Below are 15085 nucleotides of genomic sequence, written 5' to 3' on the forward strand. Positions count from 1 at the left end.
TTTCAAAAATGGAAAAAGTGGTGTGAGCGGTCTAGTGCGATAGGAAAGTTAAGTTCACTAAGTGCCGCAGCTCGAACTGAGTGAGAAGACTGCTTATGTATGTCGTTGATTTATAGCCGAATTTTTCGAGCCGCCTATGACGAGAAGGCTCACGCAGCATGGGGCTGATGACAGAAATTCATGGCGGGTTACCGCCCACAACACAGATTCGACGTGAGGTGACTAATAGCTAGCGGCTTTGCTCAGTTTGAAACGTTAAGTGTCAGCTCATTTTGGCAAGCGCGGAGCTGCCCGAAGGTGGAATATCGGTTTTCGCGGCAACCTGGCTGTCCATCGCAACCATCAGGTGGGCCAGCGTTGAATGTCCGCTATCCAGTCATGAGTCGGAAACGCAAGAGGTCCGCTTCGAGTCGATTGGGAGTGTTGAATATTCACTACACACGCTAGGTGGAAGCCATCCATGCCGGCAAATCGTGTGAAGATAAACAGAACGAAGTTGACAACGCGAACTCCTGAGATAGTCCCCATGACATACCACTGGTCTGATTCCACCGACTCCCTGGACTGGGACGAACTCGCCGCGCTCTACCGTGTTGCCCCTTTGGGCAACAAGACGCCCGAGGGGCTGAAAACGGCCTTTGGCAACAGCATGTTCCGTTGCTTTGTGTATGACGATGGCGCGTTGGTGGGCGTGGGCCGGGTGCTGGCCGATGGTGTGGACTGCGCCTATGTTTGCGACGTGGCGCTGTTGCCCAGCCACCAGGGCACAGGTCTGGGCAAGGAGATCGTGGTGCGGCTGGTAGCCTTGTCGCAGGGGCACAAGAAAATCATTCTTTATGCGGTGCCGGGCAAGGAGCCGTTCTACCGCAAGTTCGGTTTTCGCCGCATGCGCACCGCCATGGCTATTTTTCAGGACGCGCAGGCTGCGGCCGAGCGTGGTTATATCGACGAAAACTAAAGGAAGTCCGGATGTACAAATTGCATTGCTTTGCCCAGTCAGGCAACAGTTTCAAGGTGGCTTTTTTGCTGCGTGCGCTGGGCCAGCCCTATGAGCCAGTATTTTTGGACTTCATGAACGGAGCCTCACGCGACCCCGCGTGGCGCGAGGCCACCAACGAAATGGGCGAGGCGCCGATTCTGGAGGACGGCACACGCCGCATCACGCAGTCCGGTGCCATCCTCAGCTACCTGGCGGACAAACACGGCGCGTATGGTGGCACCACACCCGAAGAAAAGCTGGAGGTGCTGCGCTGGATCTTGTTTGACAACCACAAGTTCACCAGCTACTTCGCCAGTTACCGTTTTAGCAAATCGTTTGGCCCGGTGGCACCCGAACCGGCCGTGATGGCCTGGCTCAAGGGCCGGCTGGAAGTGGCCTACGACATCGTCAACAAACACCTGGCCAAGACACCGTTTATGGTGGGCAACGCCCCCACGATTGCCGACTTTTCGTTGAGCGGCTACGCGTTTTACCCCGAGGAAGAAAACGGGCTGGACCTGCTGAACCGCTACCCGCATGTGGCAGCCTGGGTTGCGCGCATGCAGGCCCTGCCCGGCTGGGTGGCGCCCTACGACCTGATGCCTGGCGACCGCATACTGCCCAAGTGGTGATGCCGGGGCATTTGCACGTAAGCTAGGGCGGCGTTCACAATTCGCTTCACTTCGGGAGGGTTGTCGTGTTCCTGCTTCGTGTGCTTCAGCGCTGGTCGACCGGTTTGCGCATTTGCCTGCTGTTGGCTGGCTGCGTGCTGGTGGGGCAGGCGCACGCAGCGCCCGGGTTGCAGCTGAACGTGGATGAGCAGGCCTGGCTGGCAGCGCACCGCGGCAAGACGTACACGGTGGGCTTCGACCCGTTTGCGGGCATGGACAGTTTTGAATTCCGGGGCCACCGCGTGGGCCTGCTGCACGACCTGCTCAAGGACATGCAGGCCCAGTTGGGGCTCCATGTGGTGCCAGCCCAGGTCAAGGGCTGGGATGATGCTTACAACCGCTTTGTCGCGGGCGACATCGACATCCTCTACGGCGCTAACGCCACACCCGAGCGCGAACGCATCATGCGGTTTACCCGCCCCGTCTGGAAGTACCCCTACACCGTGTTTGCACGCAACGACACGGCGGTGCAGACGCTGGGCGACCTGGATGGCAAACGTGTGGGTTTTATTCGCAATGACTTTGTCATCGGGCAGCTGCCGCTGGAGTTTCCGAACATCCATGTGCAGAGCGTGGAGTTTGACGAACAGGAGGCGGGCCTGAAGGCGCTGGAGCGCGGCGAGCTTGACGGCTTTGTGACCGCGGGGGGCGGGTTGGAGTACGAGTTTTTGTACGCCCACCCCAAGCTGGCCCTGGTGGCAGAGCTGCGCGCCATCACCTCGGACATGACCCTGGCCGTGGCCCGGGACCAGCAGCTTCTGGCAGGCCTGTTGGACCGCTACATTGCCCAGCGCGAGGCCGTAATCCGCGACATGAAGGCCAAGGCACAGCGCCTATACAACCGCAAAATCCTGCGCCTGAGCGAGGCCGAGTTGCGCTGGCTGGAGAAAAGCGGCACCGCCGTGGTAGGCGTGGCCGAAGACTACCTGCCTTTCGACTACTACGACAAGGGCGAGTACCGTGGCATTGCCGGCGAGATGCTGCGGCGCATTGGCGACACGGTGGGCATCCGCTTTGAGGTGGTCAGTGGCACCTTTCCCGACATCATGGACAAGGCGCGCAAGGGCGGTGTGGACGTGGCCAACATGGCCAAGACCGAAGACCGGCTCAAAGACTTTGTGTTCCCCCACGCCATCAGCACCGAGCGCGACATCATCGTGGGCCTCAAGAGCAGCGCGCCGGTGCAGGACGTGTACGGGCTGGACGGGCAACGGGTGGCGGTGATTGACGGTTTTTGGCACGAGGAGTACTTGCGCAAAAACCTGAAGAACCCGCAGATCGTACGCACCGCAGACATCATGGAATCGCTGCGCCTGGTGCGCAATGGCGAGGTGGCCTACATGATCGAGAACCCCACGGTGGTGGAGTTCTACATCAACGGCCTGGGCTACACCGACGTGGTGAAACGCGGCAACACCTCCAAAGACTCGTTTGTCTACTTCGGCGTGAGCCGGCGCCAGCCCGAGCTGGCTTCCATCATGGACAAGGTGATTCCGTTGATTCGCTTTGAGGACGCCAAGTACGCCGGCATCCAGAGCGTGCCGGCGCTGCGCAACGAGGCCAACCGGCGGCTGATCCTGATCGTGGTGTTTTTGCTGGCGGCCTTGCTGGGCATTTTGATGCTGGTCATCAAGGTGGTACGCAAGCTGGCCGAGCAAAAGGCCCGCACCCAGTTTTTGACCGAGCGCGAGCATTTTCTGTACACCGACACCCTGACCGGCTTTTACAACCGCAACTATTTCAGCGACCGGGCCGAGCAGGCGCTGCGGCCCGACTACCCGCAGGCCGTGGTGGTGGCCGACTTGAACAACCTCAAGCGTGTGAACGACAGCTACGGCCACGCCGCGGGTGACGCCTTGCTGCTGCTGTTCGCGGGCCTGGTGCGCGAGCAGTGGCCCGAGGGGCATTTCTTCCGCATGGGGGGCGACGAGTTCCTCATCGTGCTGCCCGCTACCAGCGAGGCCCAGGCCCTGGCGGGCATGGAGGGGCTGCGCCAGCGCTGCCTGGGCACCCGGTTGCCGGCCGTGCCTGATGCCTGGGGCGCCCCCAGCGCCGCGTTGGGCCACGCCATGCGTGCGAATGCAGAGCAGCCCCTGGCGCAGTGCATTGCGCAGGCCGACCAGCGCATGTACCAGGCCAAGGCGCAAATGAAAAAGCGGCGTTCGGACCTGGAGGGTCCTGCGCCCGAACCCTCAGCCTGAGGCGGTGGCCAGGCGCCATGCTTGCACCCAGCTTGCTAGGTGGTCTGGCGTGTGTGTGCCGGCACCTGGCGGCAAGCCCAGCGCCTGTGCGGCCTGCTGCAGGGCCTGCAGCGCAGCCTGGGGCGTGGTGGTGTCCAGTGCGGCAGCGCCATTTTGTTTGCTGAGTTTTTCGCCGTTGGGGCCCAGCACCAGCGGCGTGTGCAGGTAGTGCGGGGTGGGCAGGCCCAGTGCCCGCTGCAGTCCAATTTGCCGCGCCGTGTTGTCGGCCAGGTCTTCACCGCGCACCACATGCGTGATGCCTTGTGCCGCATCGTCCACCACCACTGCTAGCTGATAGGCCCACAGGCCATCGGCCCGTTTGAGCACAAAGTCGCCTACGGCCTGTTCCACATCCTGGCTTTGCGGGCCCAGGCGGCGGTCGGTCCAGTGCAGTAGCTGGGCGTTATTTGCTATGAATTCAGGAGCTTCTTGCGCAATATCCATAAGCGCTAGAGGCCAATTAGGCTTAAAAATAGCGGTATCAGTGCGCAGGCGCCAGGCACGGCCGGGCTTGCCGTGTAGGCCGCCTCGCTCGGGCCTGCAGGTACCGGGGTAGACCAGCTCGCCGTGGCGCGGTTTGCCGTCACCGCGCGCGGCCAGCGCTTGTTCAATGTCTTTGCGCGAGCAGGCGCAGGCGTAGGCCAGCCCGGTGGCAATCAGTTGCTCCAGCGCGTGTTGGTACAGCGTGTTGCGCTGGCTCTGCCACACGGGCGGTTCGTCGGGGTGCAGGCCGCAAGCGGCCAACTGCTGCAAGATGGTCTGGTCGGCGCCGGGCACGCAGCGTGGTGTGTCCACGTCTTCGATACGCACCAGCCACTGCCCACCATGCGCCCGCGCGTCCAGCCAACTGGCCAGCGCCGCAACGAGCGAGCCCGCATGCAGCGGGCCCGTGGGGGAGGGGGCAAAGCGCCCCCGGTAGGTCAAACGGCTGTTCACGCCATCGAAAGTGCCAGCTCCAAGCCCGACACAAATGCATCTTCCACCCGGTGCCCCAGGCACCAGTCGCCGCACACGCCCAGGCCGGCCTTGGCGTCCAGCAGGTGGCTGTGGCCCAGGGGCTGTTCGGTCTTGGCGTACATCCAGCGGTGCACGTCGGCGTGTGCCGGTTCGGCGCGGATACCGGTGATCTCGGAGAAGGCCTTGATCAGTTTGGCCTGCACGCGGGCGGGGTTGTCTTGCAAATGCTCTTGTGACCAGGCGGCGCTGGCTTGCACGGTCCAGCGTTCCACGCGGCCGCGGCCGGGTTTGCTCGATTCACGTGTGAGCCAGGCAATGCGGTGGTGCGTGCTGCGCGCCGCGTTCCACTGCGGGCCCAGGGTGGTGAGGCCGGGTTGCACGGCTTGCGGAAAGGCCAGCATCAGCGTCCAGCACGGGGCCACCGACACCTTGGTGGTTTTCTTGGCCAGCGCCTCGCCCTTGGGGGTGGTGGCCAGCAGAGCCTGCGCTTGCGGGTGCGGGATGGCCAGCACCACAGCGTCAAAACCGCTGTAGACGTGGCTGCTGTCGTCTGCACCGGTGGTGCGCAGCTGCCATTGGTTTTTGTTAAGGGCGTCGGGCGCAATGCCCATGACGCGGGTTTGCAGTTCTACACAGCCCGCGTCCACCAGCGGTTTGGCCCAGGCACCTACTAGGGCATTCATGCCGGGCGATGGCACCCAATGCGGTTCACGCGCCGGCAAACCGGCAGCGGCCACGCGGCCGTGGGAGTCGAGCACACGTACGGTGTTGGCGCTCCAGGGGCGGCACAGGCCGGCGGTGGTTTGCAGGGCCAGCTCAAAGCGCGCATCGCGCACGGTGAAGTACTGCGCGCCATGGTCAAAGGTGCCGAACGCGCTGCTGCGCGTGGACATGCGCCCGCCCAAGCCCTGGCTTTTGTCAAACACGGTCACCCGGTGGCCTGCTTGCACCAGCGTGCGTGCACAAGCGATACCGGCCATGCCGGCGCCCACGATAGCGATGTGTTTGGAAGTGGTCATGGGCGCAATCTCCAATAGTTGTAGTGGTCTCTTTATACACGCTGGCCGGGCCCCACGGGCTTACGCGTTGCGGTGTTCTTCGAGCAGCGCGTCGCGCGTGGTCGGGCTCTCTAGCTGGCTCAGCCACCATTGCAGGGCTTTGCCCTGCTGGGTGGTTTTGTTCAGGCGCCAGGCGTAGTGCAGCGGCACCTGGCGCTGCGCGCGCTCGGTGCGCTTGACGACCAGGCGGCCGGTGTCGATGTAGCTGTCGGCCATGCAGCGCGGCAGGTTGCCGCCGCCCAGGCCGCGCAGCTGCGCATCCAGCTTGGCGTGCATGGTGGGCACGGTGAACACATCCTGCCCACTGAGCAGGCCAAAGGTCTGGCCCGCGCCCCGGCTGATGGAATCGGCTACGGCCACGGCGCGGTGTTTCTGGATCACCTCGTCGCTGAGCGGCTCGGGCGCGTTGGCCAGCGGGTGGTGAGGGGCTACGGCATAGACAAACGTGATGTGGCCCAGCGGCTTGCTGTGCACGCCGGCGGTACGCGCTGAATCAGGGGCTACACCAATCGCCAGGTCGGCCTGGCCGCGGGTCAGGGCTTCGAGCGTGCCCGACAGCGTTTCTTCGCGCAGGCGGATGCGGGTGGGGGGCGACTGGCTGAAAAAGCTCTCGCACAGCTCCATCATGGTGGGCTTGGAGATGACGGTGTCGATGGCAATGGTGAGCTGCGGCTCCCAGCCCGTAGCCACACGTTTGACGCGGTTGGCCACCGCATCAATTTCTTCGAGCAGGCGCGCACCTTCGCGCAGCAGCTCGGCCCCGGCCTCGGTGAGCTTGGCCTGGCGCGAGCTGCGGTCGTACAGCAGCACGTCCAACGCGTCCTCGATCTGGCGCACGCGGTAGGTCAGCGCGCTGGGCACCATGCCCATCTCGCGCGCCGCCGCGGCAAAACTGCCGGCTACCGCAATGGTCTGCAGCATGGAGAGCGCGTCGGGGGTCAAAAAGTCGCGGGCGTTTTGCATGAAGCATGCCTTTATGTTGAATTGGTTTGAATGATGCCATCAAACAGCGTGGATGGAAAACACCCTGCCGAGGCCTAAAGTTCAACCCATCAGCAAGACACACAGAGAAAGGACACCGTATGTTGACCTTACGCAAATCCCAAGACCGCGGCCAAGCCGACCATGGCTGGCTGAAGTCGTTCCACAGCTTTTCGTTCGCCGGTTACTACGACCCTGCCCACATGGGCTGGGGCAACCTGCGCGTCATCAACGAAGACCGCATTGCCCCCGGCACCGGCTTTGGTACCCACGGCCACCGCGACATGGAAATCATCAGCTACGTGATGTCGGGCAACCTGGCGCACAAGGACAGCATGGGCAACGTCAAGGGTATTCCGCCCGGTGATGTGCAGCGCATGAGTGCGGGCAGCGGTGTGCAACACAGCGAGTTCAACCACGCCCAGGGCGAGACCACACACTTCTTCCAGATCTGGATCGAGCCCAACGTGCGCGGTATTGCTCCCAGCTATGAGCAGAAGAGTTTTGACCAAGCCGAAAAACAGGGCAAGCTGCGGCTGGTCGCGTCGCCCGACGGTGCGGACAACAGTGTGCTGATCCATGCCGATGCCAAGCTCTACAGCGGCCTGTTTGACGGTGCCGAGAGCGCCGAACTGGCCCTGGACCCCGCCCGCAAAGCCTATGTGCAGGTGCTGCGCGGCGGTGTGGAAGTGAATGGCGCCAAGCTCACGACGGGTGATGCGGCGCTGCTGGAGGGCGAAAGCCGCATTACCCTGGCCCAAGGGTCCAACGCCGAAGTCTTGGTGTTTGACCTGGAAGCCTGATTTTTTAGTTTTTTAACCAACGAAGGAGATCCTCATGTTTGACAAATTCCAAAACCCCCTGGCCCTGGCCGCGCGCATTCTGTTGGCAGCCTTGTTTGTGCCTGCTGGCATCAGCAAGATTGCGGGCTTTGCCGGCACCGTGGGCTACATCGGCTCGGTCGGCTTGCCGCTGCCCGTAGTCGGCGCAGTGCTGGCCATCGTGGCCGAAGCGGGCGGTGGCATTGCGCTGCTGCTGGGCTTGCAGACCCGCTTGGCTGCGCTGGTGCTGGCTGTGTTCACCCTGGCCGCGGGTGTGTTTTTCCACGCCTTCTGGGCCGCCGCCCCCGAGGCTGCGCAGATGCAACAAATCATGTTCATGAAAAACATCGCCATCGTGGGTGGTCTGTTGATGTTGACGGCCTTTGGCCCCGGCGCGCTGAGCCTGGACGCCAAGCGCGGCAAGTAATCCCCCTGGAGCCCGCACGCTGCGGGCCCCTCTTGTTTCGCCTTAACTTTCACCTTTATCAAGGAGCTTTGACATGGCAAAAGTAGCAGTGGTATTTCATTCCGGTTACGGTCACACGCAGCGCCTGGCGCAGTCGGTGGCACAGGGCGCAGCGGCGGACCTGATCACCATCGACGCCGACGGCAATGTGCCCGAAGCCGCTTGGGACACCTTGGCCGCGGCCGACGCGATCATCTTTGGCTCGCCCACCTACATGGGCAGCGTGAGCTGGCAGTTCAAGAAGTTTGCCGACGCTTCGAGCAAGCCTTGGTATGTGCAGGCCTGGAAAGACAAAATTTTTGGCGGCTTTACCAACAGCGCCAACGTGGACGGCGACAAACACTCCACGCTGCACTACTTCATGACCCTGGCCATGCAACACGGCGGCCTGTGGGCCGGCACCGGCATGGCCTATAACAACCACAAGGGTTCGCAGCGCGCCGACCTGAACTACCTGGCGTCCAACGCCGGCCCGATTGCCCAGACCCCGGGTGACGCCAGTGCCGACGAGATGAACCCCGGTGATCTGGAAACCGGACGCAAGTATGGCGAGCGTATTGCTGCGCTGGCGGGCAAGCGCGGCTAAGCGGCTTTTGCTCTTGTGAAACCCAGGCCCGGTGCTGTGGCACCGGCCTGGGTTTTTGCATGCGGCTTGCTAAGATGGCTGCGGCACTTTTGCCAGCAACCCGAGGTTTTTCCTCTTATGCAATACCGTCGTGCTATCTCTTTGCTAGCTGCTTGCGCAATATCCATGGGGTCTGCAGCCTCATTTCATGCCCAAGCGCAAACCGATGCATCGGCCCTGAGCGCCGTGTCGGCCATGCCACTGGCGTCGGTGGTCGGGGCCAGTGCGGGCGCGGTGGTGGCGGTTCCTGTGGCTTTTTCTACCGCCGGTGCGGTGCTGGTGGTCAAGGGCGTGGAAGCCTCTGCCAAGGGCACCGTCTACCTGTTGGAGCGTGTATCCGACGGCGCCCGCGCCAGCGTGGAGGTGTCGGGCAAGGTGGCCAGTGGTGCCTCCACAGCCGTGGGCACCGTGGTCACGGTCAGCGTGATTGGTGCAGGTGTGGTGCTGTCGGTGGCCGGCACGGTGATTGCCTTTATCCCCAATGAAATTGGCAAGGCCTTGTTGCACAACGAACGTGTGAGCCGCTGATGCGCAGCGCCGCATGCCGTGTGGTGGTGGCGCTTGCCCTGGGGCTGGGGGCACTGGCCCCGGCCCTGGCGGGCCGGCCCTGCAACGAACCCCAGGCCCTGAAGGTGGCCACGGTGGAGCGTTCGCTGGGCCTGGCCCTCAGCACCCTGAAAACGCTGGACGCCAGCGGTGCCAAGGTGGTGGTGATGGCCCGTGCCGGGCAGGACCTGAGCAAATACGGCATTCGTTACTCGCACCTGGGCTTTGCCTACCAGCAGCCCGACGGCCAGGGCGGCCAGGTGTGGCGCGTGTTGCACAAGCTCAACCAATGCGGCACGGCCGAATCGGCCATCTACCGCCAGGGCCTGGGCGAATTTTTTATGGACGACCTGTGGCAGTACGAGGCGGCCTGGCTGGTGCCCACCGACGCCGTGCAAAAGCGCCTGCTGGCCGTGCTGCTGGACGAGAAACAGGCCCTGCAGCTGCACCACAAACCCTACAACATGGTGAGTTACCCCTGGGCACAAAAATACCAGCAGTCCAACCAGTGGGCGATTGAAACGCTGGCCCTGGCCATGACGGCCGACGGCAAGGCCTCGGTGCTGGACCGGCTGCAGGCCCAGGCCTGGTTGCAGCAGCAGGACTACCAGCCCAGCACCCTGACCATTACCGCACTCACCCGCCTGGGCGCGCGCATGACCAAGGCAAATGTGGCGTTTGACGACCACCCCGATGTGAAGCGTTATGCGGACAAGATTGAGACCGTGACCGTGGATTCTGTGTTTGCCTGGATGCTGCGTGCTGGCTTGGTCGACAAGCCGCTGGTGACGCAGCGGTGAGCGTGTCAGGACGCTGATGGTTCGGTCTGCAAACCCACGGTTTGCAGGTCGGCGCCCAGCGCCCGCCGTTCGTCAAACACAAAACAGCCACCGTGGTAGTGGCTGCCATCGGTTTCCTCAAAGTACTTGAGGATGCCGCCTTCGAGCTGGTAGACGTGCTCCAGCCCTTCTTCGCGCATCAGGATGGCGGCTTTTTCGCAGCGGATGCCACCAGTGCAAAAGCTCACCACGGTTTTGTCTTTCAGGTCGTTCAGGTGGTTGCGCAGCGCATCGGGGAATTCGGTGAACTTGGTGATGCGCCAGTCGATGGCGCCGTCAAACGTACCTTCGTCCACCTCGAAGTCGTTGCGTGTGTCTAGCGTGACCACCGGGCGGCCGTTGTCGTCATGGCCTTGGTCCAGCCAGCGCTTCACGGTGGCTGGGGCCACGGCCGGCGCACGGCCCTGGGCCGGCTGGATGGCGGGGTGGTTCATACGGATGATCTCGCCCTTGACCTTGACCAGCATCTTCTTGAACGGCTGGGTATCGGACCAGCTCTCTTTGGGGGTGATGTCGGCAAAACGGGCATCGGTGTGCAACTGGGCCACAAAACCGCGCACCGCGTCGGCCGGGCCAGCCAGGAACAGATTGATGCCTTCTTCGGCCAGCAGGATGGTGCCCTTGAGCTGGAGCGCCACAGCACGCTGCTGCAGCAGCTCGCGCAATGCGGGTGCATCGCTGATGGGTACGAATTTGTAGGTGGAGATGTTCAGGATGGTGTTCACCCCCTGATTTTAAGATTGTCAGGCGCGGGCCAGTTGCTGCAGCAGCCATTGGCGTGCGCCTTCGGTGTCGGCAAACACCCGGGCGTCTATCACGCCGTCCAGCAGGGTCTCAAAACGCGGCTTGAGCAAGGTGGCGCCCTCCACAGCGGGGCCAATCACAAAAGCCACTGCCTGCAGGCGTGATGCAGCCGGGCGAGACGCGTAGTCTTGGCGGGCACTGGTGTACAGCGCTTCGCTGTAGACCAGGGTGTCATGCAGGATGTTGCAGATGGCCCAGGGGCCGGCCGCATTCAGCGCGGGGGCGTACTGCCGCATTTGTTGGGATGTCTGGCTGCGCATTTCTGCGTTCCAGTCGCCGCGCATATGGACCGTCAGGATGGCCTCGGACAGTTCTACCAGGGCAGTACCGTGCGGGCGGAAGGCGGGTGTCGCCATGTTTCTTGCTCCAAATCGGGTCGAGGCGGGTGTTCCCGCTTATTTTGTCTCCTGCAGTGTCATTGTGACGCAAGGCAGTGCCCCTGTGCCCTGGTCGCGGCGTTGGCAAAACTACAATCAAGCCATGTTTGTACACCTGCGCCTGCACACCGAATTTTCCGTGGTGGATTCCACCAACCGCATTGACGAGGTGGTCAAGGCCGCAGCCAAGGACGGCCAGCCGGCCATGGCCATCACCGACCTGAATAACCTGTTCGGCGCCATCAAGTTTTACCGGGAAGGCCGTGGCAAGGGCGTCAAGCCCCTCATCGGGGCCGAACTCATCATCGAAGGCCTGGGCACCGACCCCACCGCGGTGTCACGCGTCATCGTGCTGGTGCAAAACAAGCAGGGTTACCTCAACATCTCGGAGCTGATTGCCCGCGCCTTCACCCAAAACGTGGTGAAAAACCAGGCCGTGGTGAAGATGGCCTGGCTCAAGGAGCTGCACGAGGGCCTGATTTGCCTGGCCGGTGCACAGGCGGGCCCGGTGGGCCAGGCGCTGGTGCAGGGCGACACCGACCGTGCCTACGAGGCCGCCATGCAGTTGGCCGGTGTGTTTCCGCACCGCTTTTACCTGGAGGTGCAGCGCGCCGGCCGGTCCGATGACGAGGCCCACGTTATTGCCACGGTGCAACTGGCCGCCCGCATGATGCTGCCGGTCGTGGCCACGCACCCCATCCAGTTCACCGAGCCCGACGACTTTGAAGCGCACGAGGCCCGTGTGTGTATTGCCGATGGCGAGATCCTGAGCAACCCCAAACGTGTACGCCGCTTCACACGCGAGCAGTATTTCAAGAGTGCGGCGCAGATGGAGGAATTGTTTGCCGACATCCCCTCGGCCATTGCCAACACGCTGGAGATTGCCAAACGGTGCAGCCTGACGCTGGTGCTGGGCAAGCCGCAGCTGCCGGTGTTCCCCACGCCCGAGGTCAATGGCCAGCGCATGTCGCCGGAGGAGTATTTCCGCTACGCGTCGTTTGAGGGTCTGAAGGACCGCATGTTGCACCTCTACCCGAAGGCTGACGCACGCGAGGCGCAGATGCCACGTTACGTGGAGCGCCTGGAGTTTGAGCTGGCCACCATTTTGAAGATGGGTTTCCCGGGTTACTTTTTGATCGTGGGGGACTTCATCAACTGGGCCAAAAACAACGGCTGCCCGGTGGGGCCAGGCCGCGGCTCGGGTGCCGGCTCGCTGGTAGCGTATGCGCTCAAGATCACCGACCTGGACCCGCTGCAGTACAACCTGCTGTTCGAGCGGTTTTTGAACCCCGAGCGGGTGTCCATGCCCGACTTCGACATCGACTTTTGCCAGACCAACCGCAACCTGGTGATCGACTATGTGAAGGATAAATACGGCAAGGACGCCGTGAGCCAGATTGCCACCTTCGGCACCATGGCCGCGCGCGGTGTGGTGCGCGACGTGGGCCGTGTGCTGGACATGAGTTACACCTTTTGCGACGGCATTTCCAAGCTCATTCCCAACAAGCCGGGTACCAACGTCACGCTGCAGCTGCCGCCCACCGACGGCAAGAAAAACGACAAATACGTCTACGCCAGCGAGGCCGAGCCCCTGCTGGCCGAGCGCGAAGAGAAAGAAGAAGACGTCAAGACCTTGCTGGAGCTGGCCCGCAAGTTGGAGGGCATGACGCGCAACATCGGCATGCACGCCGGGGGTGTGTTGATTGCGCCCGGCAAGCTGACCGATTTTTGCCCGCTCTACCAGCAGCCCGGCAGCGAGTCGGCCGTGAGCCAGTACGACAAGGACGACGTGGAGGCGATTGGCCTGGTGAAGTTCGACTTCTTGGGTCTGGCCACGCTCACCATCCTGGAGATCGCGCGCGAGTTCATCATGAAGCGCCACCCGGGCCAGGAAAACTTTGCCTACGAAAACCTGCCTCTCAATGACGCCAAGGTCTACCGCTTGTTCAGCGAGGGCAAGACCGAGGCCGTGTTCCAGTTTGAAAGTGTGGGCATGCAGCGCATGCTGGTGGACGCCAAGCCCAGCCGCCTGGAAGACCTGATTGCGCTGAACGCCTTGTACCGCCCGGGTCCCATGGACCTGATCCCGAGTTTTGTGGCGCGCAAACACGGCAAAGAGGTGATCGAGTACCCGCACCCGCTGGTGGCTGAGATGTTGTCCGAGACCTACGGCATCATGGTCTACCAGGAGCAGGTGATGCAGACCGCCCAGATTTTGGGCGGCTACTCCTTGGGCGGCGCCGACATGCTGCGCCGCGCCATGGGCAAGAAGAAGGCCGAGGAGATGGCCGAGCACCGCGCCATCTTCCGCGCCGGTGCGGCCAAAAACGACATCAGCGAAGAAAAGGCGGACGAAGTTTTTGACTTGATGGAGAAGTTTGCGGGCTACGGCTTCAACAAGTCACACGCCGCCGCTTACTCGCTCCTGGCCTACCACACGGCCTGGATCAAGGTGCATTACACGGCCGAATTCTTCTGCGCCAACATGACGGTGGAAATGGACGACACCGACAAGCTGAAGGTGCTGTTTGAAGACGCCGAGACCATGGGCCTGAGCTTCGAGCCGCCCAATATCAACCGCGGCTTCTACCGGTTTGAGCCCATCTCCAACAAGGAAATCCGCTACGGCCTGGGTGCTATCAAGGGCACCGGTGAACAGGCCATTCTGGCCATCGTGGCGGCACGCGAAGGCCGTGGCCCGACCGAAGAAGCCGGTCCCTTCAAGAGCCTGTTTGACTTTGCCCGCCGGGTCGACCGCACGCGCCTGAACAAACGCTGCGTGGAAGCGCTGATCAAGGCCGGCGCCTTTGACACCATCCACCTGAACCGGGCCTCCCTGGTGGAAAGCATGGACCGCGCCTTCGACTTTGCCGCGGCCAGCGCCGCCAATGCGAACCAGCACGGCCTGTTCGACATGGGCGGCGAAGACGACCATGGCTCAAGCACCCAGGAACCCGATCTGGTGGAAGTGCTGCCCTGGGGCGTGCGCGAGCAGCTGACGCAGGAAAAATCGGCGGTGGGTTTTTACCTCTCGGGCCACCTGTTTGACGAGATGGCACTGGAAGTGCGCCGGTTTGCCAAACGGCCGATTGAGGAGGTGCTGGAAACCCGCGAGCCGCAGGTGCTGGCCGGCATCATCAGCGGTTTCAAGGTCATCAACGGCAACCGCGGTAAGGTGGGCATCTTCACGCTGGACGACAAGTCTGCGGCCATCGAGGCCACGGCCGACGAAGCCATGCTGACCACCTACCGCCATCTGCTGCAAGACGACACCTTGGTCATCGTGAGCGGTCGCCTGCAACCCGGGCGCAACGGCTTTGCCGCGCGGTTTGTGGTGCAGCAGCTGTGGGGGCTTGAAGAGGCGCGTTGCCGCTTTGGCAAGTTCCTGCGTGTGGCGGTGCAGCTCGATGGGCAGCAACGCGCACCCGATTTACACGCCATGGTGCGCGAGTTTCCGGCGGTGCGGGAAATGTCGGAGCAGGGTGAACTGGTGCGTGGCCTGCCGGTACGCCTGCAACTGCAGTGCCTGACGCCCGAGGGTGAGGTGGCGGGCGCTGCGGTGGACCTGCACCTGGATGAGCGGGCCAAGTTTTTCCCCAGTGACGCGGCCCTGGCCAGCTGGCGGGGCCAAGCCTACCAGGGCAAAGCCGCCATCGTCTACGATTTATAAGCCTTTTAGGCCTTTAGCCCCCGTGGATATTGCGCGAGCAGCTATCAAATA

Annotated in this window: 14 protein-coding genes; 9 read left to right on the forward strand and 5 right to left on the reverse strand. The window is 62.7% G+C overall.

All coding sequences use genetic code 11. The features are described 5' to 3' along the window. The first annotated feature begins 526 nt into the window (after window positions 1-526). The 3 genes from AC097A_RS08645 to AC097A_RS08655 all read left to right on the forward strand — a co-directional run bounded on the left by AC097A_RS08645 (window position 527) and on the right by AC097A_RS08655 (window position 3851). Complete coding sequence (locus tag AC097A_RS08645) at window positions 527-958, forward strand: GNAT family N-acetyltransferase (protein WP_479620527.1); 432 nt, start codon at window positions 527-529, stop codon at window positions 956-958. An 11-nt stretch (window positions 959-969) separates the two neighbouring features. Next, complete coding sequence (locus tag AC097A_RS08650) at window positions 970-1611, forward strand: glutathione S-transferase family protein (RefSeq protein WP_479620528.1); 642 nt, start codon at window positions 970-972, stop codon at window positions 1609-1611. Window positions 1612-1676: 65 nt separating this feature from the next. Then, window positions 1677-3851 (forward strand): transporter substrate-binding domain-containing diguanylate cyclase, encoded by a 2175-nt coding sequence (locus tag AC097A_RS08655; RefSeq protein ID WP_479620529.1) that lies wholly within the window; start codon window positions 1677-1679, stop codon window positions 3849-3851. Here AC097A_RS08655 and gluQRS read toward each other — a convergent pair. The 3 genes from gluQRS to AC097A_RS08670 are packed head-to-tail and all read right to left on the reverse strand — an operon-like array spanning window position 3843 to window position 6868. Next, window positions 3843-4826, reverse strand: a complete 984-nt coding sequence (gene gluQRS, locus AC097A_RS08660) for a tRNA glutamyl-Q(34) synthetase GluQRS (RefSeq protein ID WP_479620530.1) — start codon at window positions 4824-4826, stop codon at window positions 3843-3845. The genes AC097A_RS08655 and gluQRS overlap by 9 nt on opposite strands. Next, on the reverse strand, window positions 4823-5866 hold the full coding sequence (locus AC097A_RS08665; protein WP_479620531.1) for an NAD(P)/FAD-dependent oxidoreductase: 1044 nt from the start codon (window positions 5864-5866) through the stop codon (window positions 4823-4825). Before AC097A_RS08665 ends, gluQRS begins: the two co-directional genes overlap by 4 nt. A 60-nt stretch (window positions 5867-5926) precedes the next feature. Continuing rightward, window positions 5927-6868, reverse strand: coding sequence for a LysR family transcriptional regulator (locus AC097A_RS08670; RefSeq protein ID WP_315474174.1), 942 nt, complete (start codon window positions 6866-6868; stop codon window positions 5927-5929). 119 nt (window positions 6869-6987) lie between these two features. Here AC097A_RS08670 and AC097A_RS08675 point away from each other — a divergent pair, with 119 nt between their 5' ends. From AC097A_RS08675 to AC097A_RS08695, 5 genes are all read left to right on the forward strand, one after another. Continuing rightward, window positions 6988-7689: a pirin family protein gene (locus tag AC097A_RS08675; RefSeq protein WP_479620532.1), complete on the forward strand. Its 702-nt coding sequence runs from the start codon at window positions 6988-6990 to the stop codon at window positions 7687-7689. Between the two features lie 34 nt (window positions 7690-7723). Then, window positions 7724-8134 (forward strand): DoxX family membrane protein, encoded by a 411-nt coding sequence (locus AC097A_RS08680; protein ID WP_315474175.1) that lies wholly within the window; start codon window positions 7724-7726, stop codon window positions 8132-8134. A gap of 73 nt (window positions 8135-8207) precedes the next feature. Beyond that, window positions 8208-8759, forward strand: a complete 552-nt coding sequence (locus AC097A_RS08685; RefSeq protein ID WP_105260531.1) for a flavodoxin family protein — start codon at window positions 8208-8210, stop codon at window positions 8757-8759. A gap of 165 nt (window positions 8760-8924) precedes the next feature. Next, window positions 8925-9326 (forward strand): hypothetical protein, encoded by a 402-nt coding sequence (locus AC097A_RS08690; RefSeq protein ID WP_479620533.1) that lies wholly within the window; start codon window positions 8925-8927, stop codon window positions 9324-9326. Further along, window positions 9326-10144 carry a DUF2145 domain-containing protein gene (locus tag AC097A_RS08695; RefSeq protein WP_479620534.1) on the forward strand — a complete coding sequence of 273 codons (819 nt, stop codon included), beginning with the start codon at window positions 9326-9328 and terminating at the stop codon, window positions 10142-10144. Before AC097A_RS08690 ends, AC097A_RS08695 begins: the two co-directional genes overlap by 1 nt. A 5-nt stretch (window positions 10145-10149) precedes the next feature. On the opposite strand, the gene AC097A_RS08700 is transcribed toward AC097A_RS08695, so the two are convergent. After that, a complete protein-coding gene (locus AC097A_RS08700) occupies window positions 10150-10908 on the reverse strand; it encodes a sulfurtransferase (RefSeq protein WP_315479413.1) in 759 nt (252 codons plus the stop codon). Window positions 10909-10926: 18 nt separating this feature from the next. Then, window positions 10927-11343 carry a hypothetical protein gene (locus tag AC097A_RS08705; protein ID WP_315848015.1) on the reverse strand — a complete coding sequence of 139 codons (417 nt, stop codon included), beginning with the start codon at window positions 11341-11343 and terminating at the stop codon, window positions 10927-10929. A gap of 124 nt (window positions 11344-11467) precedes the next feature. Here AC097A_RS08705 and dnaE point away from each other — a divergent pair, with 124 nt between their 5' ends. After that, window positions 11468-15034 (forward strand): DNA polymerase III subunit alpha, encoded by a 3567-nt coding sequence (dnaE, locus tag AC097A_RS08710; protein WP_479620535.1) that lies wholly within the window; start codon window positions 11468-11470, stop codon window positions 15032-15034. Window positions 15035-15085: the final 51 nt, after the last annotated feature.

Source organism: Rhodoferax sp. XS2R6, assembly GCF_056521365.1.

Bases quoted from the DNA above. Each gene is read 5' to 3' on its own strand.
- AC097A_RS08695 (WP_479620534.1), top strand. From the start codon at position 9,326: ATGCGCAGCGCCGCATGCCGTGTGGTGGTGGCGCTTGCCCTGGGGCTG.
- AC097A_RS08670 (WP_315474174.1), bottom strand. From the start codon at position 6,868: ATGCAAAACGCCCGCGACTTTTTGACCCCCGACGCGCTCTCCATGCTG.
- AC097A_RS08690 (WP_479620533.1), top strand. From the start codon at position 8,925: ATGGGGTCTGCAGCCTCATTTCATGCCCAAGCGCAAACCGATGCATCG.
- AC097A_RS08685 (WP_105260531.1), top strand. From the start codon at position 8,208: ATGGCAAAAGTAGCAGTGGTATTTCATTCCGGTTACGGTCACACGCAG.
- AC097A_RS08645 (WP_479620527.1), top strand. From the start codon at position 527: ATGACATACCACTGGTCTGATTCCACCGACTCCCTGGACTGGGACGAA.
- AC097A_RS08650 (WP_479620528.1), top strand. From the start codon at position 970: ATGTACAAATTGCATTGCTTTGCCCAGTCAGGCAACAGTTTCAAGGTG.
- dnaE (WP_479620535.1), top strand. From the start codon at position 11,468: ATGTTTGTACACCTGCGCCTGCACACCGAATTTTCCGTGGTGGATTCC.
- AC097A_RS08680 (WP_315474175.1), top strand. From the start codon at position 7,724: ATGTTTGACAAATTCCAAAACCCCCTGGCCCTGGCCGCGCGCATTCTG.
- AC097A_RS08665 (WP_479620531.1), bottom strand. From the start codon at position 5,866: ATGACCACTTCCAAACACATCGCTATCGTGGGCGCCGGCATGGCCGGT.
- AC097A_RS08675 (WP_479620532.1), top strand. From the start codon at position 6,988: ATGTTGACCTTACGCAAATCCCAAGACCGCGGCCAAGCCGACCATGGC.
- AC097A_RS08705 (WP_315848015.1), bottom strand. From the start codon at position 11,343: ATGGCGACACCCGCCTTCCGCCCGCACGGTACTGCCCTGGTAGAACTG.